General features: G+C 65.4%; 21 protein-coding genes. 9 read left to right on the top strand and 12 right to left on the bottom strand.

What is annotated here, in order from left to right; genetic code table 11:
- Positions 1 to 38: 38 nt before the first annotated feature.
- Genes P0M04_RS03890 through P0M04_RS03905 form a run of 4 tightly spaced genes read right to left on the bottom strand, consistent with a single transcriptional unit; the run spans position 39 to position 4,542 of the window.
- Positions 39 to 1,652 (bottom strand): extracellular solute-binding protein, encoded by a 1,614-nt coding sequence (locus P0M04_RS03890; protein ID WP_259448669.1) that lies wholly within the window; start codon positions 1,650 to 1,652, stop codon positions 39 to 41.
- Positions 1,649 to 2,572, bottom strand: a complete 924-nt coding sequence (locus P0M04_RS03895; protein WP_259448668.1) for a carbohydrate ABC transporter permease — start codon at positions 2,570 to 2,572, stop codon at positions 1,649 to 1,651. Before P0M04_RS03895 ends, P0M04_RS03890 begins: the two co-directional genes overlap by 4 nt.
- A 4-nt stretch (positions 2,573 to 2,576) precedes the next feature.
- On the bottom strand, positions 2,577 to 3,488 hold the full coding sequence (locus P0M04_RS03900; protein WP_259448667.1) for an ABC transporter permease: 912 nt from the start codon (positions 3,486 to 3,488) through the stop codon (positions 2,577 to 2,579).
- Between the two features lies 1 nt (position 3,489).
- Positions 3,490 to 4,542 carry a LacI family DNA-binding transcriptional regulator gene (locus P0M04_RS03905; RefSeq protein WP_259448666.1) on the bottom strand — a complete coding sequence of 351 codons (1,053 nt, stop codon included), beginning with the start codon at positions 4,540 to 4,542 and terminating at the stop codon, positions 3,490 to 3,492.
- 136 nt (positions 4,543 to 4,678) lie between these two features.
- Between P0M04_RS03905 and P0M04_RS03910 the strand changes: the two genes are divergently transcribed.
- Positions 4,679 to 5,062 carry a type II toxin-antitoxin system PemK/MazF family toxin gene (locus P0M04_RS03910; protein WP_259448665.1) on the top strand — a complete coding sequence of 128 codons (384 nt, stop codon included), beginning with the start codon at positions 4,679 to 4,681 and terminating at the stop codon, positions 5,060 to 5,062.
- Positions 5,063 to 5,070: 8 nt separating this feature from the next.
- Here P0M04_RS03910 and P0M04_RS03915 read toward each other — a convergent pair whose 3' ends face one another.
- Positions 5,071 to 5,961, bottom strand: a complete 891-nt coding sequence (locus tag P0M04_RS03915) for an alpha/beta hydrolase (RefSeq protein WP_259448664.1) — start codon at positions 5,959 to 5,961, stop codon at positions 5,071 to 5,073.
- A 173-nt stretch (positions 5,962 to 6,134) separates the two neighbouring features.
- On the opposite strand from P0M04_RS03915, the gene P0M04_RS03920 reads away from it, so the two are divergent.
- Both P0M04_RS03920 and P0M04_RS03925 read left to right on the top strand, forming a co-directional pair.
- Positions 6,135 to 9,032 carry a glycoside hydrolase family 31 protein gene (locus P0M04_RS03920; protein WP_259448663.1) on the top strand — a complete coding sequence of 966 codons (2,898 nt, stop codon included), beginning with the start codon at positions 6,135 to 6,137 and terminating at the stop codon, positions 9,030 to 9,032.
- An 18-nt stretch (positions 9,033 to 9,050) separates the two neighbouring features.
- Positions 9,051 to 10,052, top strand: coding sequence for a family 43 glycosylhydrolase (locus tag P0M04_RS03925; protein WP_259448662.1), 1,002 nt, complete (start codon positions 9,051 to 9,053; stop codon positions 10,050 to 10,052).
- Between the two features lie 86 nt (positions 10,053 to 10,138).
- On the opposite strand, the gene P0M04_RS03930 is transcribed toward P0M04_RS03925, so the two are convergent.
- The 3 genes from P0M04_RS03930 to P0M04_RS03940 are packed head-to-tail and all read right to left on the bottom strand — an operon-like array spanning position 10,139 to position 12,170.
- A complete protein-coding gene (locus tag P0M04_RS03930) occupies positions 10,139 to 10,633 on the bottom strand; it encodes a hypothetical protein (protein ID WP_259448661.1) in 495 nt (164 codons plus the stop codon).
- 9 nt (positions 10,634 to 10,642) lie between these two features.
- The gene (proC, locus tag P0M04_RS03935; RefSeq protein ID WP_259448660.1) at positions 10,643 to 11,461 is read right to left on the bottom strand and encodes a pyrroline-5-carboxylate reductase; all 819 of its coding nucleotides are present in this window, start codon (positions 11,459 to 11,461) and stop codon (positions 10,643 to 10,645) included.
- 7 nt (positions 11,462 to 11,468) lie between these two features.
- The gene (locus P0M04_RS03940; protein WP_259448659.1) at positions 11,469 to 12,170 is read right to left on the bottom strand and encodes a YggS family pyridoxal phosphate-dependent enzyme; all 702 of its coding nucleotides are present in this window, start codon (positions 12,168 to 12,170) and stop codon (positions 11,469 to 11,471) included.
- Positions 12,171 to 12,233: 63 nt separating this feature from the next.
- Between P0M04_RS03940 and P0M04_RS03945 the strand changes: the two genes are divergently transcribed.
- From P0M04_RS03945 to P0M04_RS03955, 3 genes are all read left to right on the top strand, one after another.
- Entirely contained in the window at positions 12,234 to 13,277 is a 1,044-nt protein-coding gene (locus P0M04_RS03945; RefSeq protein ID WP_259448658.1) for a type IV pilus twitching motility protein PilT, read from the top strand.
- Between the two features lie 9 nt (positions 13,278 to 13,286).
- On the top strand, positions 13,287 to 14,423 hold the full coding sequence (locus tag P0M04_RS03950; RefSeq protein WP_259448657.1) for a PilT/PilU family type 4a pilus ATPase: 1,137 nt from the start codon (positions 13,287 to 13,289) through the stop codon (positions 14,421 to 14,423).
- A 248-nt stretch (positions 14,424 to 14,671) separates the two neighbouring features.
- Complete coding sequence (locus tag P0M04_RS03955) at positions 14,672 to 17,545, top strand: TonB-dependent receptor (RefSeq protein ID WP_259448656.1); 2,874 nt, start codon at positions 14,672 to 14,674, stop codon at positions 17,543 to 17,545.
- Between the two features lie 110 nt (positions 17,546 to 17,655).
- Here the strand turns inward: P0M04_RS03955 and P0M04_RS03960 are convergent, their stop codons facing one another.
- The gene (locus P0M04_RS03960) at positions 17,656 to 18,087 is read right to left on the bottom strand and encodes a hypothetical protein (RefSeq protein WP_259448655.1); all 432 of its coding nucleotides are present in this window, start codon (positions 18,085 to 18,087) and stop codon (positions 17,656 to 17,658) included.
- A 61-nt stretch (positions 18,088 to 18,148) separates the two neighbouring features.
- Here P0M04_RS03960 and P0M04_RS03965 point away from each other — a divergent pair, with 61 nt between their 5' ends.
- Entirely contained in the window at positions 18,149 to 18,631 is a 483-nt protein-coding gene (locus tag P0M04_RS03965) for a glutathione peroxidase (protein WP_259448654.1), read from the top strand.
- A 10-nt stretch (positions 18,632 to 18,641) separates the two neighbouring features.
- Here P0M04_RS03965 and P0M04_RS03970 read toward each other — a convergent pair whose 3' ends face one another.
- The 3 genes from P0M04_RS03970 to P0M04_RS03980 all read right to left on the bottom strand — a co-directional run bounded on the left by P0M04_RS03970 (position 18,642) and on the right by P0M04_RS03980 (position 23,834).
- Positions 18,642 to 19,652: an alpha/beta hydrolase family protein gene (locus P0M04_RS03970; RefSeq protein WP_259448653.1), complete on the bottom strand. Its 1,011-nt coding sequence runs from the start codon at positions 19,650 to 19,652 to the stop codon at positions 18,642 to 18,644.
- A 46-nt stretch (positions 19,653 to 19,698) separates the two neighbouring features.
- Positions 19,699 to 21,741: a glycoside hydrolase family 97 protein gene (locus P0M04_RS03975; protein WP_259448652.1), complete on the bottom strand. Its 2,043-nt coding sequence runs from the start codon at positions 21,739 to 21,741 to the stop codon at positions 19,699 to 19,701.
- Positions 21,742 to 21,827: 86 nt separating this feature from the next.
- A complete protein-coding gene (locus P0M04_RS03980; RefSeq protein WP_259448651.1) occupies positions 21,828 to 23,834 on the bottom strand; it encodes a TonB-dependent receptor in 2,007 nt (668 codons plus the stop codon).
- Positions 23,835 to 23,975: 141 nt separating this feature from the next.
- Here P0M04_RS03980 and P0M04_RS03985 point away from each other — a divergent pair, with 141 nt between their 5' ends.
- On the top strand, positions 23,976 to 24,560 hold the full coding sequence (locus P0M04_RS03985; RefSeq protein ID WP_259448650.1) for a sigma-70 family RNA polymerase sigma factor: 585 nt from the start codon (positions 23,976 to 23,978) through the stop codon (positions 24,558 to 24,560).
- On the top strand, positions 24,557 to 25,255 hold the full coding sequence (locus P0M04_RS03990) for an anti-sigma factor (protein ID WP_259448649.1): 699 nt from the start codon (positions 24,557 to 24,559) through the stop codon (positions 25,253 to 25,255). The genes P0M04_RS03985 and P0M04_RS03990 overlap by 4 nt, the downstream gene beginning before the upstream one ends.
- The last annotated feature ends 1 nt before the right edge of the window (position 25,256 follow it).

Consider the following 25,256-nt stretch of genomic DNA (forward strand, 5'->3'; position numbering starts at 1 on the left):
CCGTTAACGTTAACAGGTCGGTGCGTGAAAAAATGCCGTCATGGCCGTGCCACCCCGGGCTCAACTGCCTTGCTGTCGTAGCGGTCCAGCGCGCGCTGCATCGCTTCGACGACGAACGGTAATCCGGCCTGGTCGAGCTTGCGCCGGTACGCATCGAAGTGTTCGAGCGGCTCGCGGCCCGTGATGAAACGCGTCGTCATCTCGGCCACGTAGATCTTCATGTCGCTCATGATCGCGTTGAACTTGCGCGCATCGCCACTCGCCACTTCCAGCGGCGGCAGCAGCAGTTCCGTCGACGCGTCCGACCATGTGCGTACCGCGTCCAGCTGCTCGGGCATCGAGTAGAACTGGCGCAGGTAGCGCACGTCCTGCACGAGCGGACCTTGTTGCGGGCGGGCGTGGGTGAAGATCGCCTCGGCCACGGACAGCTTCGGGTTCTTCATGACAACGTCCGTGTAGCGCGGCTCGCCGTTCACCATCGTGTAGCTGACGCCCTCGCGGCCGAAGCTCAAGGTCAGGCCGCCCGCCTCCGAATAACCGTAGTCGAGGAATTTCACGGTCTCCACGACGTGGCGGTTGTTCGGCGTGATCGCGGCGCCTACGCCCATGTATTCCTGGCCCGCTTCCGGCCAGGTGACGTAGCGCTTGCCGCCGGGGCCCTGCGGGTACCGTGTCGCGACCAGTTTGAAGCCGGGGAAGCGCCCGCGGTTCATCGCCGTGAAGCGCGCGAGGCCGCTGCCGTTATAGCCCGCATAGGCGCCGACGAGGCCATTGGTCATCTTGGCGTCGAACTGGCGCTCCGTCTGCGCGAGGTAGTCCGGATCGAGCAGGCCTTCGCGATACCACTGGCGCATCGTCGCGAGGAAGTCGCGGTACGCCGGCTGCGCGGGGCTGTAGCACACCTTGGTCCCGCAGCGATAGAACTCGGGCGCAAGGCCGAAGCCGCCGAGGAACACCCACAGCGGCGGCGGCAGGCCGGGCACGGTCTTTTCGCCGGGGATCGTCAGCGCGGAGAACGGGATCTCGTCGGCGATGCCGTTGCCGTTCGGGTCGCGTGTTTTAAAAGCCTTCAGCACGCGGTACCAGCCGGCGATGGTGGACGGCTGCCGGAGGCCCAGTTTATCCAGCCAGTCCTGGCGCACCTGCGGACCCCACACGCTGCGCACCTGCGGGTCGATGCGCAACATCGGGAAGGCGTAGATCGTGCCGTCGTCCGTGCTGATCTGGCGATAGACGTCGGGGTGTTTGTCGAGCAGCGCCTGCAGGTTCGGCGCGTAGCGGCGGATCAGGTCGTTCAGCGGGATGACGACGCGGTCCTTCAACGCCTTGCTCGACCCGCCCGGATAGCCGAACCAGTCGGCCTCGATGACGTCCGGGTAGTTGCCCGACACGAGCAGCAGGTTGAAGCGTTCACGCTCCGCGCCGAGCGGCGGATGCTGGAAGTCGACCGTGATGCCCGTGCGCTCGGCCAGCACGTGGTAGGCGCTCTGCTCGCCGTACGACTTCAGCGAGACGGCCGCCTTGCCGTTGAAGTTGGCGAACCACGTCAGGTGCAGCGGCTGCTTCACGATCGGCAGCGTGATCGGCTCCGGTGCCGCCACCGAGTCCGTTAACGTTACCAGCATCAGCGCAAGAAGAGCGGCGTGTTTCATTCCTTGATCCCTCCCGTGAGAACGCCTTTTACGAACCAGCGCTGCAGGAACGGGTACACGGCCAGCACGGGAATCGTGGCCACGACGACGGTGGCGTACTTGATCGTGTTCGACAGCGCTTCGCGGCCGATGGCCTCCCCCGTCATCATCGAATCCGTGCTGCCGGAGACAAGAATCTCGCGCAGCACGAGCTGGATCGGAAACAGGTCGCGGTCGGACAGGTAGATCATCGAATAGAAGTAGCCGTTCCAATGGCTGACGGCGTAGAACAGGCCGACGACGGCGATGGTCGGCGTGCACAGCGGGACGTACACGCGCAGCAGGATCGTGAAGTCGCCGGCACCGTCGATGCGCGCCGCTTCCTCGTAGTCCTTGGGCACGGCGTTGAACGCGGCGCGCAGGATGATCAGATTCCATGCGCTGACCGCGAACGGCAGGACGATGGCCCAGCGCGAATTCAGCAGGCCCAGGTCGCGCACGAGCAGGTAGTTCGGCACGAGGCCGCCGGAGAAGAACATGGTGAACACGATCAGCACCATGAACGTCTTTTCCAGCGGCAGGCGCTGGCGCGACAGCGCGTAGGCGCCGCAGCAGGTCAGCCCGAGGTTGAGCGCGGTGCCGCCGACGACGATCACGAGCGTGTTGAAAAAGCCGCTGCGCACCATCGGGTTGTCCCACACGCGCTGGAACGCTTCCAGCGAAAAGCCGCGCGGCAGCAGCATGAAGCCGCGGTTGGCCATCAGGGCGACGGGATCGGACAGCGACGCGATCAGCACATAATAGAACGGGTAGAACGTGATGAAGCACAGCGCCAGCAGCACGGCCGCGTTGGCGGCATCGAAGGCGGCGGAGCCCCAGCCCTGGCGCGGGCGCCAGGCACGGACGTCGGGTTCGGGACGGGTCAGGACACGGGTCGTCATGGCATCACCAGATGCTGGTGCCGGACCAGCGCCGGCTCAGCTTGTTGGCCACCACCAGCAGGACCATGGCGACGGCGGAGTTGAACAGGCCCACGGCGGCCGCATAGCTGTAGTTCGCATCGAGGATGCCGTGGCGGTACACATAGGTCGAGATCACGTCGGCCGTTTCGTACGTGGCCGGGTTGTAGAGCAGGATGATCTTCTCGAAGCCCACCGTCATCATCTGCCCGAGGCGCAGCACGAGCAGGGTGGCGATAATCGGCAGGATCCCCGGCAGCGTGATGTGGCGCAGGCGCTGCCAGCGGTTGGCGCCGTCGATGCGCGCGGCCTCGTACAGCGTGGGGTTGATGCCCGCCAGCGCGGCCAGGTAGATGATCGAGCCCCAGCCCACACTCTGCCAGATCTCGGAACCGACGTACACGGTGCGGAACCAGTCCGGATCGTTCATCACGGCGGTCGGCGTGCCACCGAGGCTGGCGACGATCTGGCCGACGACGCCGTCGCGCGCCAGGAAATCCAGCAGCATGCCGCTGACGACGACGACGGAGATGAAGTGCGGCAGGTATGTGACGGTCTGGACGAACTGGCGGAAGCGCGTGCTCGTGAGTTCGTTGAGCAGCAGCGCCAGCACGATCGGCGCGGGAAAGCCGACGAGAACGTCGTACACGTTGATGAGGATGGTGTTCGAGATCACGCGGCCGACGAACAGGCTGTCGAAGAACTGGCGGAACCAGTCCAGGCCGACCCACGGGCTGCCGTGGATGCCCGTCGCCGGATTGAAATCCTTGAACGCGATGACGGCGCCGAGCATCGGCACGTACTGGAACACGATGAAGTACGCGAGCACGGGCGCCAGCATCAGGTACACGCTGCGGTTGCGCGCCAGTTCGCGCTGGATTCGAGTGAGCTTGTCCATGTCAGGCCGCGTTGCGCAGGGGTGCGGCGGCGGTGGACTCGCGCACCACCAGCTCGCAGGGGAAGTCGATGCGGTGCTGCTGCCCTTCCGCGTTGTTGATGCGGCGGATCAGTTCAGCCACCGCGGCCTCGCTGATGTCGGCCAGCGGCTGGCGCAGGGTGGTCAGGCGCGGGTGCAGCAGCGAGGCGCTCGGAATGTCGTCGAAACCCACGATCGACACGTCGTGCGGCACGGAGAGGCCGAGCGAGTGCGCCGCATTGATCGCACCGATCGCCATGTCGTCGTTGGCGGCGAAGATGGCCGTCGGCGGATCGGGGAGACGCAACAGCTTTTCGGCGGCTTCGAAACCGGAGCGCTGGCCGAAGTCGCCGTGCGCGACGAGCGTGCGGTCGCTGCGGATGCCGGCCTTGCGCAGCGCCGCCTTGTAGCCGCGCTCGCGCTCCTGGCTCTGGCCCGTGTGCTGCGAACCGGCGATGAAACCGATGCGGCGGTGGCCGAGTCCCAGCAGGTGCTCGGCCGCGGCCACGCCGCCCGCGTAGTTGGCGCCGCCCACGACAGGCAAGGTCGTATCGGTGCGGCAGTAGTTGACGAGGACGGTCGGCTGGCTGCTCGCCTCGAGGAATTCGATATAGCCTTCCGACAGGCGCGGCAGCACGAACAGCAGGCCGTCGCAGTGGTTGCGGATCATCTGCTGCACGCCGCTGCGGGCCGACGCGCCGAGGTCCTCGATGGAGTTATAGATGATCAGGTCCATGCCGCACTTGCGCAGGTTGACGCTGACGGCGCCGACGATCTCGTTGATCACCGTCGACAGCAGGTCGTTGACCAGCACCCCGATCACGTTCGTGCGGCTGCCCTTCATCATGCGCGCCGACAGGTTCGGTGTGTAGCCCAGTTCGCGCGCGGCGGCCAGCACCTTGGCGCGCGTCTTCTCGGCCACATAGCCCTCCCCGCTCATCGCGCGCGACACCGTCATGACCGACACGCCGGCCTTGCGCGCGACGTCGTGCGACGTGACGTGCGCGGTGCCGCCGCTGCTTTTCGTCTCCGGCATTCTCCGAATCTCCCTTGTGCTTTCCGTCGTGTTTTGTGTTCGAGTCCGTTAACGTTACCACATTTGGTCGGAAGCGCAACGGATTTTTTGAGCATCAAAAAAGCGCTATGCTGGCGTTCAGCAAACTGGAAACCACATGGACAACGACCACACGCCCGCGCGGCGCATCGACAGAGGTGAGCTCTACTGGGTCGCGCCCGACGACACGCGCGGCTCGGTGCCCGGCTATCCGCATCCGCACCTCGTGGTGCAGGACGACCTGTTCAACCATTCGCGCATCGACACCGTGATCGTCTGCGCCCTGACGACGAATCTCAGGCGGGCGAGCGAACCCGGTTGTGTGCTCCTGGAGCCCGGCGAGGGCGGACTCGAAAAACGCAGCGTCGTCCTGCCGTCGCAGATCAGCGCGATCCCGAAAGCACGGCTGGGAGCACGCATCGGCCGGCTGTCCCACGAACGCGTGGACGAGGTCCTCGCCGGCCTGCGCTTCCTGCAGGCGTCGCACTTCCGCGGACGCTGACCGGCGCCCTACTCGCCCTGCTGCTGCATGGCCTTCGTCAGGCCGCTCGGCCCGGCCGGTTTCTTCGGCTTCCACACCCACGTCAGGCCGCGCACGTAGCCGTCGCCTTTCACGCCCGTGTGGTCGAGCCCTTCCATCGTCCACGTCTGCAGCGCCAGGCCCTGGTAGTTGCGCTTGCCCAGCTGCTTCTGGAACGCGACGATGGGTTGCTGGAACGCGGGATACTCGATGCTGCCGTGCGAGATGAACACGCGCGCGGGCAGCGCCTTGTGGTCGCGCGCGTAGGCGGCATCGAGCTTGCCGAGCGCGCCGTGGTCCCAGCCGGCTGCGGGACTGATCGCGATGTGGCCCGCAAAGAAGCCCGGCGCCTTGTACGCGGCCGCGATGGCGAACAGGCCGCCCAGCGAGCTGCCGGAGATCACGCGGTCCGTCTTCTCGGCGCGGAAGCGGCTCTCGATCAGCGGCGCGACCTCCTTCGTGATGAAGCCGAGGAAGGCGTCGGCCTTGCCGGAATCCGCGTCCGTCGCGGTGATCGTGTAGTCGCGGCGGCGTTCGACGTCGTAGTTGGCGCCGGATGGATACGACAGGCCCACCATGATGAACTCGGGGACCTGGTTATCGTAGATCAGGTTGCCGTAGGTGGCGGTGAGCAGCGGCGTGTCCCAGTACGCGTCGAGGAAGTACAGCACGGGGTAGCGCTTTTCCGGATGCGCCGCGTAACTGGAAGGCAGCACGACGACCAGCTCGTGCGCCCTGCCCGTGGATTGCGATTGCACGGGGATGATCTGCGTATTCTCCAGCACGAAGTGGCGTTCGGCCGCCTGGGTGGCGGGCTGCTGTGCCCAGGCCGGGATGCCGACACTGAGCGCGACGGCGCATGCTGCCAACAGCGTTTTCATCGAAGTCTCCTTGTTGTTATAGGGATTACCCGATGATAGCGCTATCTCGACGGGTTAGGGTACATATACGAGCTAGCCGATATCGTTATAGTTTTCGCGAAAATTTGTAATATCGCCGCACAAATTATTCTGCTAACGTCCGGCCAGCATCGTCACCAACGTTCAGGAATCCCATGAAAAAACACATCGCGCTGCTTGCCCTCCTCGCCGCGGGCGCGCATGCGGCCCCGCTGTCCGGCCTCGACGCCAACGGCCATCTGCTCCCGGTCGCCGCCGCGACGTTGTCCTTCTCGTATGCGCCGATCGCGCACGGTGTGCAGGTCCGCGTCGCCGGCGTGACCAAGAATGTGATCTTCTACGGCCCGGCGACGGTCCGCGTGAACACGACGCTCGGCGAAAACTACTGGCGCCATCCGAGCATCGTCGTGACGCACCCGCCCGCGGCCGTCGCCTTCACGACGCGCGACGGGGCGGACGCACTCACGCTCGAGAGCAAACAACTGCGCATCGTCATCGACAAGTCGACCGGCGCCATCACGTTCCAGGATGCGCACGGTAAGGTCTATACGCAGGAAAACCGCAGCGCGCCGCAGTCCCTGAAGAAAATCGAGCTGGCCGGCGCGCCGACGTATGAAGCGCGCAACACGTTCACGCTCAAGCCCGGCGAGGGCATCTACGGGTTCGGGTTCGTGGGCGAAGGCGACATCAACCGCCGCAACAAGGATCTGCTGCTGGTGCAGACGAACATCGGGATCATCATCCCCGTCATGATGTCGACGGAACGCTACGGCATCCTGTGGGACACGTATTCGAAGATGCGCTTCACGGATACGCCCGGGGGCGCGTCGCTGTGGGCGGAAAGCGCGCCGGGCGGCGTCGATTACTACTTCATGGCCGGCGCCACGCCGGACGACGTGGTGGCCCGCTACCGCGACCTCACCGGCGCCGCGCCGATGGTGCCGAAGCAGGCATTCGGCCTGTTCATGAGCAAGGAACGCTACCAGACGCAGGACCGCCTCGTCGAGGTGGCACGCACGTTCCGCAAGGAGCAGTTCCCGCTCGACTACATCGTGCAGGACTGGCAGTACTGGGGCAGCGACAAGGACGGCAGCTGGAGCGGCATGACGTGGAACCGCGAGCGCTTCCCGGATCCGAAGGGCATGACGAAGGCCATCCACGACATGCACCTGAAGCTGATGGTGTCGATCTGGCCGTCGATCGGCAACGACACCGCGCTGGCGCACGAGCTGGACGAACACAAGCTGCGCTTCGAACCCCTGCACTGGATTTCGAAAAAGGCGCGCATCTACGACGCCTTCAGCCCCGAGGGCCGGAAGATCTACTTCAAGCACGTCAAGCAGGGCCTGCTCGACGTGGGCGTGGACGCGCTGTGGATGGACGGCACCGAAGTCGAAGTCGGCACGGCCGCGCACAGCGCCGCCGACAACGAGCGCGACATCAAGGGACTCGGCAACAACGCGATGGGCGACTTCGCCCGCTACCTGAATCCGTACTCGCTGATGACGACGCTCGGCACGTACGAGGGCCAACGCGCGACCAGCAACAAGCGCGTGTTCACCCTCACGCGCTCCGCCTGGGCGGGCGCGCAAAGAACCGCGGCGGCGTCCTGGTCGGGCGACACGCGGGCCAGCTGGCAAACCCTGCTCGAGCAGATCAACGGCGGCGTCAACGTCACCATCACCGGCAACCCGTACTGGACGCAGGATACCGCGGGCTTCTTCATCGGGGGCGGATTCCCGGGCGGCGAAAAGAATGCGTCGTACCGCGAACTGTACGCCCGCTGGCTGCAATACGCCGCCTTCAATCCGCTGATGCGCATCCACGGCACCGACATCGAGCGCGAGCCTTACCTCTTCAAGCAGACGGATCCCGAGATGTACAAGGCATTGCTGGACGCCGTCCGCCTGCGCTACCGCCTGCTGCCCTACACGTATAGCCTGGCCGGAAAAGTCACGCGCGACGGCTACACGCTGATGCGCGCCCTGCCGATGGATTTCCCGGACGACCCGCGCGTGCGCGACATCAACGACGCCTTCCAGTTCGGCCCGTCCTTCCTCGTCCATCCGGTCACGCGCCAGATGTACCGCTTCCAGCCGCCGCCGCCCGCCACCATCCCGGCGACCGCCCTGCGCACGCCCGACGGCAAGCCCGGACTGGCCGGGCAATACTTCGCCGGCACCAACTTCGAGACGCCGCAGGGCAAGACCGTCGACGCCGCCATCGACTTCGTGTGGCCCGGGCCGCCGCTGGCCGACATGCCGGCCGGCCTGACGAGTCTCGATAACTTCTCGGCACGTTGGACGGGCGCCGTTGTGGCCCCGGAAGACGGCGAGTATGAACTGGGCGCGGAAGGCGACGACGGTTATCGCCTGTACGTCGACGGCAAGCTCGCCGTCGAGGACTGGAAAAACGGCGGCCGGCGCTACGCCGGCACCAAGGTCGTCCTGAAAAAGGGCCAGAGCCTCCCCATCACGCTCGAGTATTACAACGCCACGTCGGAGCGCAACCTGCGCCTGGCATGGCGCACGCCCTCGCAGTTGGCCGCCCAGTCGCAAACGTCCGGCAAGCCGGACACGACGATGCAGACCTACCTGCCTGCCGGCACCGACTGGTACGACTTCTGGACGCACGAGCGCTTCCAGGGCGGTACGACCGTCGCCCGGGACGTGCCGCTCGACGTCTTCCCGCTGTACGTGCGCGCCGGCGCCATCGTGCCGATGGGCCCCGTCGTCCAGTACGCCACGGAGCGGCCGGATGCGCCCTACGAGATCCGCGTCTATCCAGGCGCCGACGGCAAGTTCACGGTCTACGAGGACGACAACGAAACGTACGACTACGAAAAGGGCAAGTACGCGACCTACGACCTGGTGTGGAACGACGCCGCCAGGACCCTGACCATCGGCGCCCGCAAGGGGACGTTCAAGGGGCTGGTCGGGACGCGCAAGCTGAACGTCGTCGTCGTCGGCCGCGCGAACGCGACCGCCATCGAACCGGCCGGCGCGACGAAGTCGGTCACGTATGCCGGCAAGCCGGTATCGATCAAGTTCTGAACCTTCACCGGAGACCGCATGAAATCCTTCCTCGCCACCCTGGCCCTTGCGCTGCCGCTGGCGGCCAGCGCCGCCGACGTCGCACCGAAACCGGTGTTCCGCGACCCCGTGTTCGACGGCGCGGCGGATGTGTCCATCGTGTACGACCGCGCCGCCAGACTGTGGAAGATGTTTTATACCAATCGCCGGGCGACGATGAAGCTGCCCGACCCGAAGGACGTCGAGTGGGTGCACGGCACGGCCATCGGCATCGCCGCTTCCGACGACGGCGTGCACTGGCGCTACCAGGGCACGGCCGATTTTCCCAAGGCGTGCACGGACGTGACGCTCTGGGCGCCCGAGATCTACTATGAGAACGGCACGTATCACATGTGGCTCACGATCGTGCCGGGCATCTTCCACCGGTGGGGCGGTCCGGGCGCGGATGGCCGCATCGAGCACCTGACCAGCACCGACCTGTCCAAATGGAAGTGCGAAGGCACCGTGAAGCTGGACACCGGCCGCATGATCGACCCGGCCATCATCAAGCTCGGACAGGGTTATCGGATGTGGTACAAGGACGAGCGCGCCGGCAGCCGCATCCTGGCCGCCGACAGCCAGGACCTGCGCACGTGGAAGAAGGTGAGCGACGAGCCGGTCAATCCGACCATGGGCGAGGGTCCGAAGGTATTCCGCTTCAAGGGGTATTACTGGATGGTCGTCGACGTGTGGAAGGGCCTGATGGTGCTGCGGTCCGACGATGCGCGCACGTGGACCGAGCAGAAAGGCTACATCCTCGGCGAACCGGGCCACAAGGCCACCGACCGGGCCAAGGGGCAGCACGCGGACGTCGTCGTCGACGGCGACCGCGCGTTCATCTACTACTTCGTCCATCAAGTGAACGAGACGGAAGCGGCCACCGATGATCGCTGGAACCAGCGCACGGTCATCCAGGTGGCGGAGCTGGTGTTCAAGGACGGCAGGCTCGAGGTCGATCGCGACCGGGATGTCGCGTTCCGGTTGAAGGCGCCATCGCCCTGACGGGAACGCCATGGACATCCACACCCGCATAACCGCCGCACTGCATAAAGGGTATATCGCGGCTTGAAGTGGATGTGGGAAAACCGCTAGTTCGCCGCCGCAGCCTCGCAGTACTGGGGCTGCCCGAGCATGGACGACACCGTATTCGGTCCGTTGCCGCCGCGGTGCGGGCGCGCCACGTCGCAATCGAGGCGGATCGCGACGGGGTCATACCGCCTCATGAACAACATCACCCCGATCAGCACGCCCTTCGCGGGATGACGGATGCACAAGGCCGTCAGCTTGGCGATCACCGCCCCCGGATCGGTTGGCGCATCCGTGCGCTCGCGCTCCCGGGCGGGCGTCCATGAAAAGCTGCCGTCCGCCGACACCGGAATGAGTTCACCCACGTCGGTGCAGGGCTCATTCTTGCCCGGGAATTTGCCAAGAAAGAGCTCCACGCCAGCGATCGGTTTTCCGCCCTCCAGGACGATCCCATCGACCGCCGGCCGCGACTGGGCCATGCACGACATCGGCACGCTCGCCATCAGGCTTACGGCAAGCATCAGCACGAGCGACAGGCGCGGGATCGCTGGCATCATCGTCGGTCTTCAGGCGTCCTTGCCCATCTCTTCGCCGAGCTCCCGCCCGCGCGCCGCCGCCGCCTTCATCGCCTCGACGATCGCCTTCTTCACGCCCGCCGCTTCCATGCTCGTGATGGCCGCATGCGTCGTGCCGCCTTTGGAGGTCACGCGCTGGCGCAGCACGTCGACGGGTTCGTCCGACTGCGCCGCCAGCTGGGCCGCGCCGGTGAACGTGGCCAGCGCGAGCGCCTTGCCCTGCTCCGCCGACAGGCCCATCTCCGCGGCCGCCTGCTGCATCGCTTCGAGGAAGTAGAACACGTAGGCCGGACCGCTGCCCGACACCGCCGTCACCGGATCGATCAGGCTCTCTTCGTCCAGCCACACGGTCTGGCCGACGGCGCGCATGATGCTGTCGGCGGCATCCTTTTGCGCGGCGCTGACGCCGGCCATTGCCACCATGCCCGTGATGCCCTGCCCGATCAGCGCGGGCGTGTTCGGCATCGTGCGCACGATGGCGCCGTAGCCGCCGAGCCAGCGCGACAGGTCGGCGCCGCGGATGCCCGCCGCGATCGACAGCAGCAGCGGCTGGTTCGCGAGCTGCGATTGCACATGCACCGCCACGTCGCGCATCTGCTGCGGCTTCACCGCGAGCACGATGACGTCGCTGGCGGCGACGGCCGCGCCGATGTCCGGCGACGTGGTCACGCCATATTGCGTGCGCAGGCGTTCGAGCGCGTCCGCGTTCGGGTCGACGACGTGGATGTCCGCCGCCTGCGCGACCTTGCCGGCCAGGCCGGCGATGAGGGCGGTGGCCATGTTGCCGCCGCCGATGAAACTGATCTTCATAGATGCCTTATTCATAGTGGCGCGCGCCGAAGATCGCGCTGCCGATGCGTACGATGGTCGCGCCTTCCAGCACGGCCGATTGCAGGTCGCCGGACATGCCCATCGACAGCGTGTCGAGGTGGATGCCGGCTTTGATGATGTCCTGCGCGAGCGCGCGCAGGCGTGCGAACGGCGCGCGCTGCAGAGCCGGATCGGCCTGCGGCTCCGGGATCGCCATCAGCCCGCGCAGGCGCAGGTTCGGCAGCTGGACGACGGCCTTCGCCAGGTCGAGCAGCTCCTCCGGCTTGGCGCCACTTTTGGTGGCCTCGCCGCTGATGTTCACTTGCAAACAGATGTCCAGCGGGCCCAGTTCGACTGGCCGCTGTTCGGACAGGCGCTGCGCGATTTTCAATCGCTCGACCGTGTGCACCCACTGGAAGCTGGTGGCGATGGGCCGCGTCTTGTTGCTCTGGATCGGGCCAATGAAATGCCATTCCAATACCAGGTCGGGTCGCGCTTTTGCCACAGCGGCGATCTTGTCGACGCCTTCCTGCACATAGTTTTCGCCGAACGCGCGCTGGCCCGCTTCGATCGCTTCCAGCACGGCTTCTGCCGGAAACGTCTTCGAAACGGCCAGCAACTGGACCGTTGAACGGGGCCGTTTTGCGGCGTCGCAAGCGGCCTGGATTGTCGCTTCGACAGCTTGCAAGTTGGCTGCGATTGTGGACATAATGGTTTTCTACAGGAAATATTTTTCGGTTACACAGGGACTTCAAAAGCCCAAGGATTATAAATGGACATCTCGGAACTCCTGGCGTTCTCCGTTAAGAACAAAGCCTCGGACCTGCACCTGTCGGCCGGCCTGCCGCCGATGATCCGCGTGCATGGCGACGTACGCCGCATCAACCTGCCGCCGCTGGAACACAAGGACGTGCACGGCATGATCTATGACATCATGAACGACGGCCAGCGCAAGCAGTACGAAGAGATGCTGGAGTGCGACTTCTCGTTCGCGATCCCCGGCCTCGCACGCTTCCGCGTCAACGCGTACAACCAGGAACGCGGCGCGTCCGCCGTGATGCGGACGATTCCGTCGAAGATCCTGTCGCTGGAAGAACTGAACGCGCCGAAGATCTTCGGCGACCTCGCGCTTAAGCCGCGCGGCCTCGTGCTCGTGACGGGTCCGACGGGCTCCGGCAAGTCGACGACCCTGGCGGCGATGGTCAACCACCTGAACGAGAACGAGTACGGCCACATCCTCACCATCGAGGACCCGATCGAGTTCGTGCACGAATCGAAGAAGTGCCTGATCAACCAGCGCGAAGTCGGCCCGCACACGCTGTCGTTCAACAACGCGCTGCGTTCGGCGCTGCGCGAAGACCCGGACGCGATCCTCGTCGGCGAGCTGCGCGACCTGGAGACGATCCGCCTCGCGCTGTCCGCCGCCGAGACGGGCCACCTGGTGTTCGGCACCCTGCACACCTCGTCGGCCGCGAAGACCATCGACCGTATCGTCGACGTGTTCCCGGCCGAGGAAAAAGAGATGGTGCGCGCGATGCTGTCGGAATCGCTGCAGGCCGTGATCTCGCAAACGCTGCTGAAAACGAAGGACGGCTCCGGCCGCGTGGCCGCGCACGAGATCATGATCGGCACGCCGGCCATCCGCAACCTGATCCGCGAAGCGAAGATCGCGCAGATGTATTCCGCGATCCAGACCGGCTCCAACGTCGGCATGCAGACCCTGGACCAGAACCTGACGGACCTCGTGCGCCGCAACGTGATCTCGTCCGCGGCCGCACGCTCGGCCGCCAAGATCCCCGAGAACTTTCCGGGTTAAGGAGTGACGATGGAACGCGACCAGGCCTCCAAATTCATGTTCGACCTGCTGCGCCTGATGGTCAGCAAGGGCGGTTCCGACCTGTTCATCACGTCCGGCTTCCCGCCCGCGATGAAGATCGATGGCCGCATGACGCCCGTGTCCAGCCAGGCCCTCACGGCCTCGCACACGGCCGACCTGGCGCGCGCCATCATGAACGACAAGCAGGCCGCCGGCTTCGAGCTGTCGAAGGAAGCCAACTTCGCCATCAGCCCGGGCGACCTGGGACGCTTCCGCGTCTCCGCCTTCATGCAGATGGGCGCCGTGGGCATGGTGCTGCGCGTGATCACGACGACGATCCCGAAGTTCGAGGACCTCGACCTGCCGGAGATCCTGAAGGACGTGATCATGACCAAGCGCGGTCTCGTGATCATGGTCGGCGCCACCGGCTCCGGTAAATCGACGACGCTTGCGACGATGGTCGGCTACCGCAACGAGAACAGCTACGGCCACATCATCACGATCGAGGACCCCGTCGAATTCGTCCACCCGCACAAGAACTGCGTGATCACGCAGCGCGAGGTCGGCGTCGACACGGACAGCTTCGAGGCCGCGCTGAAGAACTCCCTGCGCCAGGCGCCGGACGTGATCCAGATCGGAGAAATCCGCGACCGCGAGACGATGGAACACGCGATCGCGTTCGCCGAGACGGGCCACCTCTGCCTGGCGACCCTGCACGCGAACAGCTCGAACCAGGCGCTGGACCGCATCATCAACTTCTTCCCGGAAGAGCGCCGCCAGCAGCTCCTGATGGACCTGTCGCTGAACATGAAGGGCCTGATCTCGCAGCGCCTGATTCCGAAGAAGGAAGCGAAGGGACGCGTCGTCGCGATGGAGATCATGCTGAATTCGCCGCTGATCTCCGACCTGATCTTCAAGGGCGAAGTCCACGAGATCAAGGAGATCATGAAGAAGTCGCGCGAGCTGGGCATGCAGACCTTCGACCAGGCCCTGTTCGACCTGTACGAGGCCGACAAGATCACGTACGAGGATGCGCTGCGCAATGCGGACTCCGTGAACGACCTGCGCCTGAACATCAAGCTCAACAGCAAAAACGCCAAGAACCGCGACTTCTCCGCGGGCACCGAGACGCTCGGTCTCATCTGATCTGCATACGTGGCAAGCCTACAACGGCTTGCCACATCTGTCTCTGTTAGGCAACCACATTCCATAACATTTTTGCGTTTTCTCAACATGCAAAAATGCCCATATGCACTGGGAATGCGAAAAATGTTTGCGCTTTACATACAAAAAACGATATCGAACTCCGGGAAAAAGTCATTGGATTGTTCTGGCTCCTCATCAATAAGATGAAATCGATGCCAGGCATAACAATAATTTTCACAGGAGACAACATGCAGAATCGTACCCCGCTGGGTCGTCGGAACACGCCCCTTCCCCAACTGAAACTGAGCGTCCTCGCCCTCGCCGGCGCCGGTCTGCTCAGCAGCGCCTCGGTGTGGGCGCAAGCGACCGCCGACAAGACGGAGCCGGTCGAGACCGTGGTCGTCACGGGCGTCAAGGCCTCGCTGATCAAGAGCCTCGCGATCAAGCGCACCAACGACCAGGTCGTGGAGTCGGTCGTTGCCGACGACATCGGCAAGTTGCCAGATAACAATGTGGTCGAAGCGCTGCAGCGCGTGACGGGCATCCAGGTGACCGACCGCGCCGGCGGCGAAGTCGGCACCCTGTCCATCCGCGGTATGCCCGATGTCCAGACCACCTGGAACGGCCGCACCATTTTTACCGCGTCCGGCACGCAGGTCGCGCTCCAGGACATTCCGTCGACCCTGGTGCGCCAGATCGACGTCTACAAGACGCGCGACGCCAGCCAGCTGGAAACCGGCATTGCAGGCCAGGTCGACGTCAAGTCGCTGCGGCCGTTCGATTTCAAGGGTTCGAAAGTGTCGCTGTCGGCGCGTGAAACCTATCTCGATCCCGCGAAAAAGGCGAACCCGCAGCTCAGCGGCATGTTGAGCAACCGCTGGGACACCAGCGCCGGCGAATTCGGTGCCCTGATCAATCTGTCGCAGACCAAGACCAAGTACCGCAACGAAAGCGTAGCGCCGGGTGCGATGGTGCCGTTCGTCAGCCCCAATGCCGCCGAAGATCCGGCAGGCTATACGCCCTTGCAGCGCATCTTCGACAACAATATCTGGACGCCTGGTACCCGTACCGGCTTGCCGATGGCAGCGGGTTCGACGCTGAATTTCAACGGCAAGGCGTATCCGTATTACCTGTCGCGTGACGCTATTTTCCAGAGCGACCTGCAGGGCGAGCGGGAACGTCCTTCCGCCAATGTCGCCTTGCAGTGGAAACCGAACAGCGATTCGGTCTACACCTTCGAATCGATGTACAACGGTTATCGTAACAAGGCCTTCAACAAGCTGCTGTTCAGCTTCGTCGACTGGTGGGGGGATCTCGGCAGCAACCCCGCGGGGTCGATCACGACGTTCCCGGGAACGAACGTCATCAAGAGCCGTACCGTCAATAACGTCTATGGCTTCAACAGCGGCGACTACACCACGTCGGCAACCGATTCCTACGTGTATGCCCTGAACGGCAAGTGGGATCTTGGCGACCGCCTCAAGCTCGAGGGTGACCTGTCGTACCAGACGAGTACCTATCACTCGGAATTCACGGCCACCCGGATCGATCGCGTTGCACCGTCCATCAACGTCAACTTCAATGACGGCAACAACAACACGGCGTTCCATTTCAACAACGATGCCGACCTGGCCGACCCGACCAAGTGGAATGTTGCGCAGTTCTTCGATAACGCCAACCGCAACAAGGGCAGCGCCGCGACGGCCAGCCTGGCGGGCGTCTACGATGCCGACTGGGGTGTGCTGCAGACGATCCACTTCGGCGCGCGTTTCGACGACCGCAAGGCGTCGGAGGCCAACCGGACGCAATCGGCCGCATTGAACCGCAACCTCGCCTCGCTGGGTCCGGAGTATTCCATCGTCAACTCGAACTTCGGCACGGCGATCTCGGACGTTCCGCGCTCGTGGGTGGAACCCAATGCCTACTACATCCGCGACCATATCGACGACTGGCGCAAGCTGTATAACTCGGTCGATGCGAACTTCCTGACGACGGACAAACTGAGCCTGCAGAAGACGTTCGAGGTCGATGAAAAGACGACCAACCTGTTCCTGATGGGGAATACCCAGAACGAGTTGTTCGGCCATCGCCTGCGCGGCAATTTCGGCGTGCGCTATGTCAAGGTCAAGACCGACATGACCTTCTATAAGGTCGATGCCACCACCAAGGCGGTCACCGCGACCAATGCCAGCAAGTCGACCAGCAAGCTGCTGCCCAGCATGACCCTGATTTACGACCCATCCAAGGATGTCGTGCTGCGCTTGAACTATGGCGAAACCCTGCGCCGCCCGAACTTCGGCGATCTGAATCCTGTCTATCAACTCGGTGACGACGTGTCGAGGGTCGGTTATGGCTCGGGCAGCGGCGGCAATCCCGACCTGAAACCGACACAATCCAAGAACCTCGACCTGACGGCCGAGTGGTATTTCCAGAAGGACAGTGCACTCTACGGCACGCTGTTCAAGCGCAAGATCGACGGCCTGGTCGTGCCCCTGCTTCGCAAGGTTCACGTCGATCCGGCGGACGACCCGTACCGCAACTCGACCTCGGGCGGCGACCATACGAACGGCTATGACTACGTCATCAACTCGCCGACCAACGCCTCCAACGGCACGATGAAGGGCGCCGAGCTCGGTTTGATCTACTTCCCGAAGTGGCTGCCGAGCCTGCTGGACGGTTTCGGCATCCAGGCCAGCTATACGCGCCTCACCTCGTCGCAGAACGTGCCCGAGGTCAATGGAGCCGGCGACATCGTCTCGCAGCTCGAGACACCGTTCTTCGGCGTGTCCAACAAGTCCTACAACGCCACCCTGGCTTACGAAAAGGGCCCGATCAGTGCGCGCCTGTCGCAGGTCTGGCGCTCCGGCTTCCTGGCCGCCAACGAAGCGGCGTTGTTTGCCAATCCGATCGGTATCTGGCGTCATCCGGAAAAGAGCGTGGACATGCAGATCTCGTACAAGATCAACGACAACACGACGCTCGATATCAGTGGAGTCAACCTGACCAACGAAGTGCAGCAGGCGTATTACCACTTCGGCACTGCGGGTAACGCGCAGCTGACCAATTTCGGTACGCTCCAGATCGGACGCTCGATCGCGCTCGGCCTCCGCTGGAAGATGTAAGACGGTTTCTCGATCGATGCTCCGGGGCCGCCGCTCCGGACGTCTCCCGGCTCGCGCGGGTCCGTGCGAGTCTTTGCCGCCCTGCCTCGTGCAGGGCGTTTTTCATGGGGCTACAGCGCCGTCCAGCGCTGCACGAGGCCGACGAGGTGCACCACCCCGTAGCCGAAGCAGATCAAAGAACTCCACACGACGAACGGCGTGATCGCGCCGCCTTTGGCGACGACGAGCGGCGCGAACGCGATGCCGCGCACGAGATAGACGGCCGTGATCCCGACCAGCGCCGCCTTCAGTAACGGCAGCCTGGTGACGACGCCGGCCCCCGCCAGCGCATAGGCCGACCAGATGAACAGCACGGCGGCGATGCCCAGCGTGACGACCGTCGGATACCACCTGCCCTCCGCCGCCGCGCGCGCGAACCGTTCGCCCGCGCCGAAGAAGCGATACCACGCGGGACCGCCCGCGATGATGCCCAGATGGAGCAGCGCGGCGACGGCGCTGAGGAGCGCGCCGACGGCCAGGGGAATGTTCACGGTAGTCTGCATCAACGCCTCCTTTGCCTTACACTGTTGCCTTCCAATCAACGCAAGCTTACAGGAGCCCACGATGAACGTGTTCGACTTCCAGGCCGCTTCCCTCGACGGCAAACCGGTCGACCTGGCCCAGTACCGCGGCAAGGTCCTCCTCGTCGTCAACACCGCCAGCAAATGCGGCTTCACGCCGCAATACCAGGGCCTCGAGGCCCTGTACCGCGAACTGCACCCGCGCGGCCTGGAAGTGCTGGGCTTCCCCTGCAACCAGTTCGGCAGCCAGGAACCGGGCAGCGAGGAAGAGATCGGCGCCTTCTGCGAAAAGAACTACGGCGTGTCGTTCCCGATGTTCGCCAAGGTCGACGTCAACGGCGACGCGGCGCATCCGCTGTGGAAGTACCTGAAGAACGCGGCGCCGGGCGTGCTGGGCACCGAGGGCATCAAGTGGAACTTCACCAAGTTCCTCGTCGGCCGCGACGGCACCGTGCTGCATCGCTATGCGCCGCAGACCAAGCCGGAAGACATCGCGGGCGATATCGAGAAGGCGTTGCAGCAGTAAGCCTCAATGTTCAGCGGCGGTCGAACCACGCCATGATGGCGTCATACTCCTTCTGCACGTCCGCCATCGAGCCCCCTTCCGCCATCAGGCCGTGGCCCGCGCGCGGCACGCGCCGGAACGTGACGTCGCGCCCGAGCGCGCGCAGGCGCGCGTACGCGACCTCCGTCGACAGGACCGGCACGCTGTCGTCCCGCATGCCGCTGGCCAGCCAGACGCGCGCCTTCGACTGGACCAGGTTCTCGCCGGGCGCCTGCGCGAAGAAGGTACTCCAGCGCAGATAGGTGTGGCCCCACGCGAATTTCACGCTGCTGCGCGGGTCCGCATTGATCGCGTCGACGGTCGCGTCGATGTCGCGCAGGCGCGCGAGCGTGTCGTCGTCGCCGCTTCCCTCCCGATCTCGCGCGCGATAGGCGTTGGCGGTAAAGTCGAACAGCTGGCTCGTGCCGGTGCCGCCGATCAGCGCCACGTGCGTCACCTCCGGCAACGCACGCGCGAGGCCCGCCGCCATCACCGCGCCTTCCGACACGCCGAACACCAGCACACGGCTGCCGTCGACCCACGGCAGCGCCAGCGCATGGCGCAGCGCGCTGCGCAGCGAGTCCAGCCAGGTGTCGTAGGAAAACCAGGCGTTGAACGCGGCCGGGCATGCCGTCGCCACGCCCGGCTGGCTTGGCGGCGGCGCGTCCGGTTGATGGGGCTTGTCGACCACCATCACGGCGTAGTCGCCCCGCTGCGCCAGCGGAATGAAATTGAAGACGGTCGAATAACGGTTCGGCGTGCCCAGGCCGACGAACGGCGGCGTACAGCCCGAACCCTGCACGAACAGCACGAGCGGCGCCTTGTGCGCGGGTTGCGAGATGACGTAGCGGACGTCGGGGGCGCCATCGCGGTGCAGCGTGAAGCGCGCGGCGGCGGCCTTGCCGAGTTCCAGCGCTTCTTGCTGCACGGCTTGTTGAGCGGCGTGGGCCCCCTGGGCGGCGAGCAGGATGCCGCAGACGAATGCGAGTGAGCGTTTGTTCATGGGTGCGATGATCCCACGAACGGGCACCCGACAGGCTATCGAATAATCACGGCCGCGGCACGATCCGCACCGCCAGCCCGCCGCCCGGCGCCAGCCGCACGTCCAGCTTGTCCTGCGCGGTCACGGTCTTCGTCTCCGTGACGAGATCGAACCGGTGTTCGTTGCGGTAATCAGCCTGCTCGCCGTCGCGGTAGATCTCGGCCACGTACTGCCTGCCCGGATCGAGGAAGGCCAGCGGCACGGCCACCGTGCGCGCCGTGCCGTCCGTGACGGCACCGATGTACCAGGCGTCCGAACGGCGGTCCTTGCGCGCGATGGTCGCGAACTCGCCGACGGCGCCGTTCAGCACGCGTGTATCGGCCCAATCGGTCGGCACGTCGCGGATGAACTTGAAGGCCTCCGGATATTTCGCATAGGCCTCCGGCAGGTCGGCCGCCATCGCGATCGGCGAATAGATCACGACGTAGTTCGCAAGCTGCTTGGCCTGCGTGGAGTTGAAGGTCTTGCCGCCCGCGCCGACGAGGCTCAACACGCCCGGCGTGTAATCCATCGGGCCGCTCAGCATGCGCGTGAACACGAGCTTCGCTTCGTGGTCGGCGGTGTTCGGCGGCTCGCCCCACGCGTTGTACTCGACGCCCCGTGCGCCCTCGCGCGCGAGCCAGTTGGGGTACGTGCGGCGCAGGCCCGTGTCCTTCACGGGTTCGTGCGTGTCGACGGCGATGCGGTAGCGCGCCGCCTCCGTCACGGCCTTCACGAAGTGGCGCACGCCTTCCTGCGAGTCGTAGTTCCCGTAATGGATCTTGCCACCCGGGCCGGGGAACTGCATCGTCCCCGCTTCGTGCACATAGCCCGACTTGACGCTGTCCACGCCCAGCTTCGCATACAGTTTATACGCCGCGTCCATCTGCTTTTCGTAGGCCGCGACGTTGCCGCCCGTCTCGTGGTGGCCGATCAGGCGCACGCCCTTCCCTTTCGCGTATGCGGCCAATGCCGGCAGATCGAAGTCCGCATACGGTTGCGTGAAACTGAAGTCCGCGCCGCCATGGCCCCAGTCGCTTTCCCAGCCGCGGTTCCAGCCTTCCACCAGCACGCCGCGGAAACCGTTGGCGGCAGCGAAATCGATGTAGCGCCTGACGTTCGCCGTGTTCGCCGCATGCTTCGGGCCCGCGTTCCACGTCCCCTTATTCAGGTGCATCTCCCACCACACGCCGACGAATTTCGACGGGTGCACCCACGACACGTCGCCCAGTTTATTCGGCTCGTTCAGGTTCAGTTCCAGGTCCGACATGTACAGGCCGGGCGCATCGTCCGCGATGCGCAACGTGCGCCACGGCGTCGTGAACGCGCCGTGGCGCACGACGGCCGGCCCGGTCGTCGACGGCGCCAGTTGCGCGCGCAGCTTCTGGCCTTCCACCTTGCGGACCCACATCGTCGCGTAGTCGACCAGCGCCGCTTCATGGAGGGCGATGTGCGTGCCGTCGTCGAGGCGCAAGGTCAGCGGCGTGTTGGCAGTGCCGATTTCCTTGAGCGGCGCCTTCTCGACGATCTGCTCGAGGCCGGACAGCTCGCCGGCCGGTATCCACCACGCCGTCGCGGGCTGGGCGACGGCGAATTCCGTCAGCTCGTCCGTGATGGCGACGTCGCGCAGCTGCGGCTGGTCGGGGAATTCGTAGCGGAAGCCGATGCCGTCGTCGTAGATGCGGAAGACGATGGCGAGCCGGCGGTTGGCGCGGTTCTTCTGCTCGACGCCCACGCGCAGTTCGCGGTAGTGGTTGCGCACGTAGCGGCGCTCGCCCCACGGCTGTTCCCACGTGTCGTCATGCTCGCCGACGCGCTTGTCCTTCACGGTAAAGCCGCCGTCCAGCTTGGGTGCGTTGGCGAGGTTGAAGCCGAGGCGCGACGGGGCGATGATTTCCTTGCCCTTGCGCTTGACGTCGTAGGCCAGCTTGCCCATGTCGTCGAGCTGGACGTCGACGGTCAGGATGCCGCCCGGAGAACTTGCCGTGGCCACGACGGTTTGCGCCCACGCGGCCGGCGCCGCCATGTAGCTCAGGAACATCGCGGCAAGCGCGAGGGGACGGACACGCATGTTTACACTCCCTTTAGGACGAATACCGATAATCCGGCTCGACAATGAGGATGTAATATTACTACACCATCAATCCATTGCGTGCTTCAAAAATTGTGTTGCAGCGTGAGGCGCACGGCGCGCGGTTCCACAGGGTGGAAGTGGGTGTCGTCTCCCCCGCCCGCCGGCTCGCCGGGCAGCCGCGAGGCGTAGTAATAATCGATGTCGCTGGCCTTCCGGTCGAAGAGGTTGAACACGTCCAGCGTCAGGCGTGTGCGCGACGCGACGCGGTAGCCGGCGCGCGCATACGCCAGCGTCGTCGACGCCGAGCGGACTCTGGCGTTCTCGACCAGCGGCCGGGGGCCGAAATGGCGCACGTCGACGCCGCCCGACCAGCGGCCGCGTTCCACCGTCACGCCGAACGACACGACGCGGTTCAGGGAGCCGGGAATGTCGTTGCCGGCCGGGTCATGGTCCGCATAGCGGGCGTGCGACACGGCCACGTCGAGGTCAAGCAACACGCCCGGCGCGGCGACGTAGTGGTTGTTCCATTCGATGCCGTGGCGGCGGCTGGCGCGGCTTGGTGCCGTCTCGCCCGCATCGCCGACGAACACCAGTTCCGAGGCTATGTCCAGGCGCCACAAGGCCAGCGAGCTTTGCAGGCCGGGCACGGCCTCCGTGCGCAAGCCCAGTTCCGCGCCGCGCGTGGCAACGAGCGGCGTCACCGGAGTAGTCTGCGTGATTCCACGTGCGTCGTTGCTATGAAAGCCGCGGCCCGCGTTGACGAAGAACTCGGTCCGGCGCCACGGTCCGAAGATGAGGGACAGCTTGGGCGAGGCGATGTGCGCGTCCGCGCTGCCGCCGTCGACGCGGAAGGCATAGGCGTCGTAGCGCAGGCCGGCCACGCTGCGCAGCCAGGGCCGCCATTGCACGACGTTTTCGACGTACAGGCCCGCGCTGGTCTCGCGCACGCGGTCTTCGCGCACCGTGCCCGTGCGCACGCGGGCGACCGTGGTGTAAATACCGACCGGATCCACGCGGTCATGGCGCACCTGCAGGCCCAACTTGTTGCGCACCGCGAGCCCGCCCCAGTCGGCGGCCCAGGACTGCGCCATGTTCACGCCCGCCAGCGTGCGCCGCTCGCTTTGCTGGAACTGGTCGCCGCCGTCGGGGTTGGCCAGCGCGTACGTGAAATTGCTGAACAGGTCGAGGCGCGACCGCACCAGATACGCATCCAGTTCGAACAGCGACGCGGCCTCGCGGCGGCGCATGGCGTAGGCCAGGCTGGTGCGCGCCGTCGTGCCGCCGTCGGTCGGATCGAGGCTGCCGAAGCGTCCGATCAGGCCGGATTCTACCGCGCGCTGCGGCACCTGATCCGTCGACGTCCAGCGGTTGCGGTAGGCCATGCCGGTCAGGCTCCAGCCGTCGTCCGCAGTGCCGCGGCTGTAGCGCACCAGCGCGTTCGTCTTGCGCACGCCTTCCGGCACGTCCCATGGACCGTCGTTGCGACCCGTTTCCACGCCGACCAGCAGCGTGCCGCCGCCGGCCCCGAACGAATCGGCCAGCAAGGCCCGCCGGTAGCCGCCGCTGCCCAGCGACAGGCTGGCCAGGCCGGCCGGGAGCTTGTCGCCGATGCGAAACCGGGCGGTGCCGGCCGAAGCGAAGTCGCCCTCCCCCGCGAAATACGTTCCCTTCTTGTAGTCGATGCGCTGCACCAGTTCCGGGATGAGGAAGTTCAGGTCCGCGTAGCCCTGGCCGTGCGCGTGCGTGCGCATGTTGACGGGCATGCCGTCGACGAAGGTGGCGAAGTCGCTGCCGTGGTCGAGGTTGAAACCGCGCAGGAAATACTGGTTGGCCTTGCCGTCGCCGCTGTGCTGCGTGACGATCATGCCCGGCACGAATTCGAGTAATTCGCCGGTGCGCAGCGTCGGCCGGTTGGCCACCAGGTCGGCCGTGATGACGCCCTGGCTGGCGGCATCCGACGTGCCGACGGCGTTGTCGTAGTGGCCCACTACACGGACCACGGATTCGGGCGGCACGTCCCGGATTTGCGTCGTGGCCGGCAGGATCAAGGCTGCGATGACGGCCGGCAGGATGCGGCGAATGGCGTTCATGTGAGGTGACAAAATCGTTGGGCACTCCCCATATACGCAACGCCGGGCGTATCGGATGCAATATCTTGACGACGCGGATGTATTGCCGGGTTACAATCAATTTCAATAATTTCAATCGCCGGACAACCTGCCAGGACAACCGTGACCCAGGACCTCGACCACCCCGAGCAGTTACGCCGCCTCGTCGCCGCCGTCGCGCTCGGCGACCGCGCCGCGTTCCGCCGCCTGTACGATGCGACGTCGGCGAAACTGTTCGGCTTCGCGCTGCGTATATTGAGGAAGGACGAGCTCGCCGAGGAGGCCTTGCAGGATGCTTTCGTGTCGATCTGGCACGCGGCCGCCGGCTATCAGCCTCATCTCGCCGCGCCGCAGACGTGGATGACGACGATCGTGCGCAACAAGGCGCTGGACATCCTGCGCCGCCAGGATGACACCGTCGAACTCGACGCCCAGCAGTTCGATACGGACCTGCTGCTGGCCATGCAGGACCCGGCCGCAGGACCGCACGACCGCGTGCAGATGAGGGACGAGGCGCGCGCCCTGGCGTATTGCATGGGCGTGCTGGAGGGCAGGCAGCGCCAGGCGATCGGCATGGCCTACCTGCACGACCTGTCGCACAGCGAGGTGGCGGCCCAGCTCAGCCTGCCGATCGGCACGGTCAAGACGTGGATTCGCCGTGGCCTGGAAAAATTGAAAACCTGCCTGTCGAAACGGGAACCGGCATGAACATCCAGAACAACCCGGCCTTGCGCGAGAAACTGGCCGCCGAATACGTGGTCGGGACCTTGCGCGGTGGCGCCCGGCGCCGCTTCGAACGCTGGCTCGCCACCGACGCCGCCCTGCGCGACGCCGTCGCCGCCTGGCACGCGCGCATCGAGCCGATGGCCGACTGGAGCCCGGCAGTGTCCCCGCCGGCGCGCGTGTGGAACGGCATCGACCGCCGCCTCGGGTTCGCGCGCGCGGTGCCGGCGTGGCAGTTCTGGCGGATCGAGGGCGCGCGGCTGTGGGGCAGTCTCGCCGTCGGCGCCGGCGCGGCCGCGGTGGTGCTTGCCGTCGTGCTGGCCGGCCGCGTGCAGGAGCCACAGCTGCAGCAGGTGGCCACGCTGCTCGACGAGAAAGCGCAGACCGCGCTGGTGGTGGCCGCCGACGCGCGCCGCGCACGCATCGACGTGCGCGTGGCCGACAACGTCAAGGTGCCGGACGACCGCACGCTGCAACTGTGGGCCATCACGGCGGCCGGCACGACGCGCTCGCTGGGCATCCTGCCCGACAACCGCCACGCCAGCCTGCGCCTGGACCAGCGCGCCGTCGGGCCGGACGTGATGCTGCTGGCGATCAGCCTGGAGCCGAAAGGCGGCTCGCCCAATCCGAACGCACCGACGGGCCCCGTGCTGTACAAGGGCGCCTGGGTGAAACTGTAAG

The organism is Telluria mixta, assembly GCF_029223865.1.
Classification (GTDB): Bacteria; Pseudomonadota; Gammaproteobacteria; order Burkholderiales; family Burkholderiaceae_D; genus Telluria; species Telluria mixta.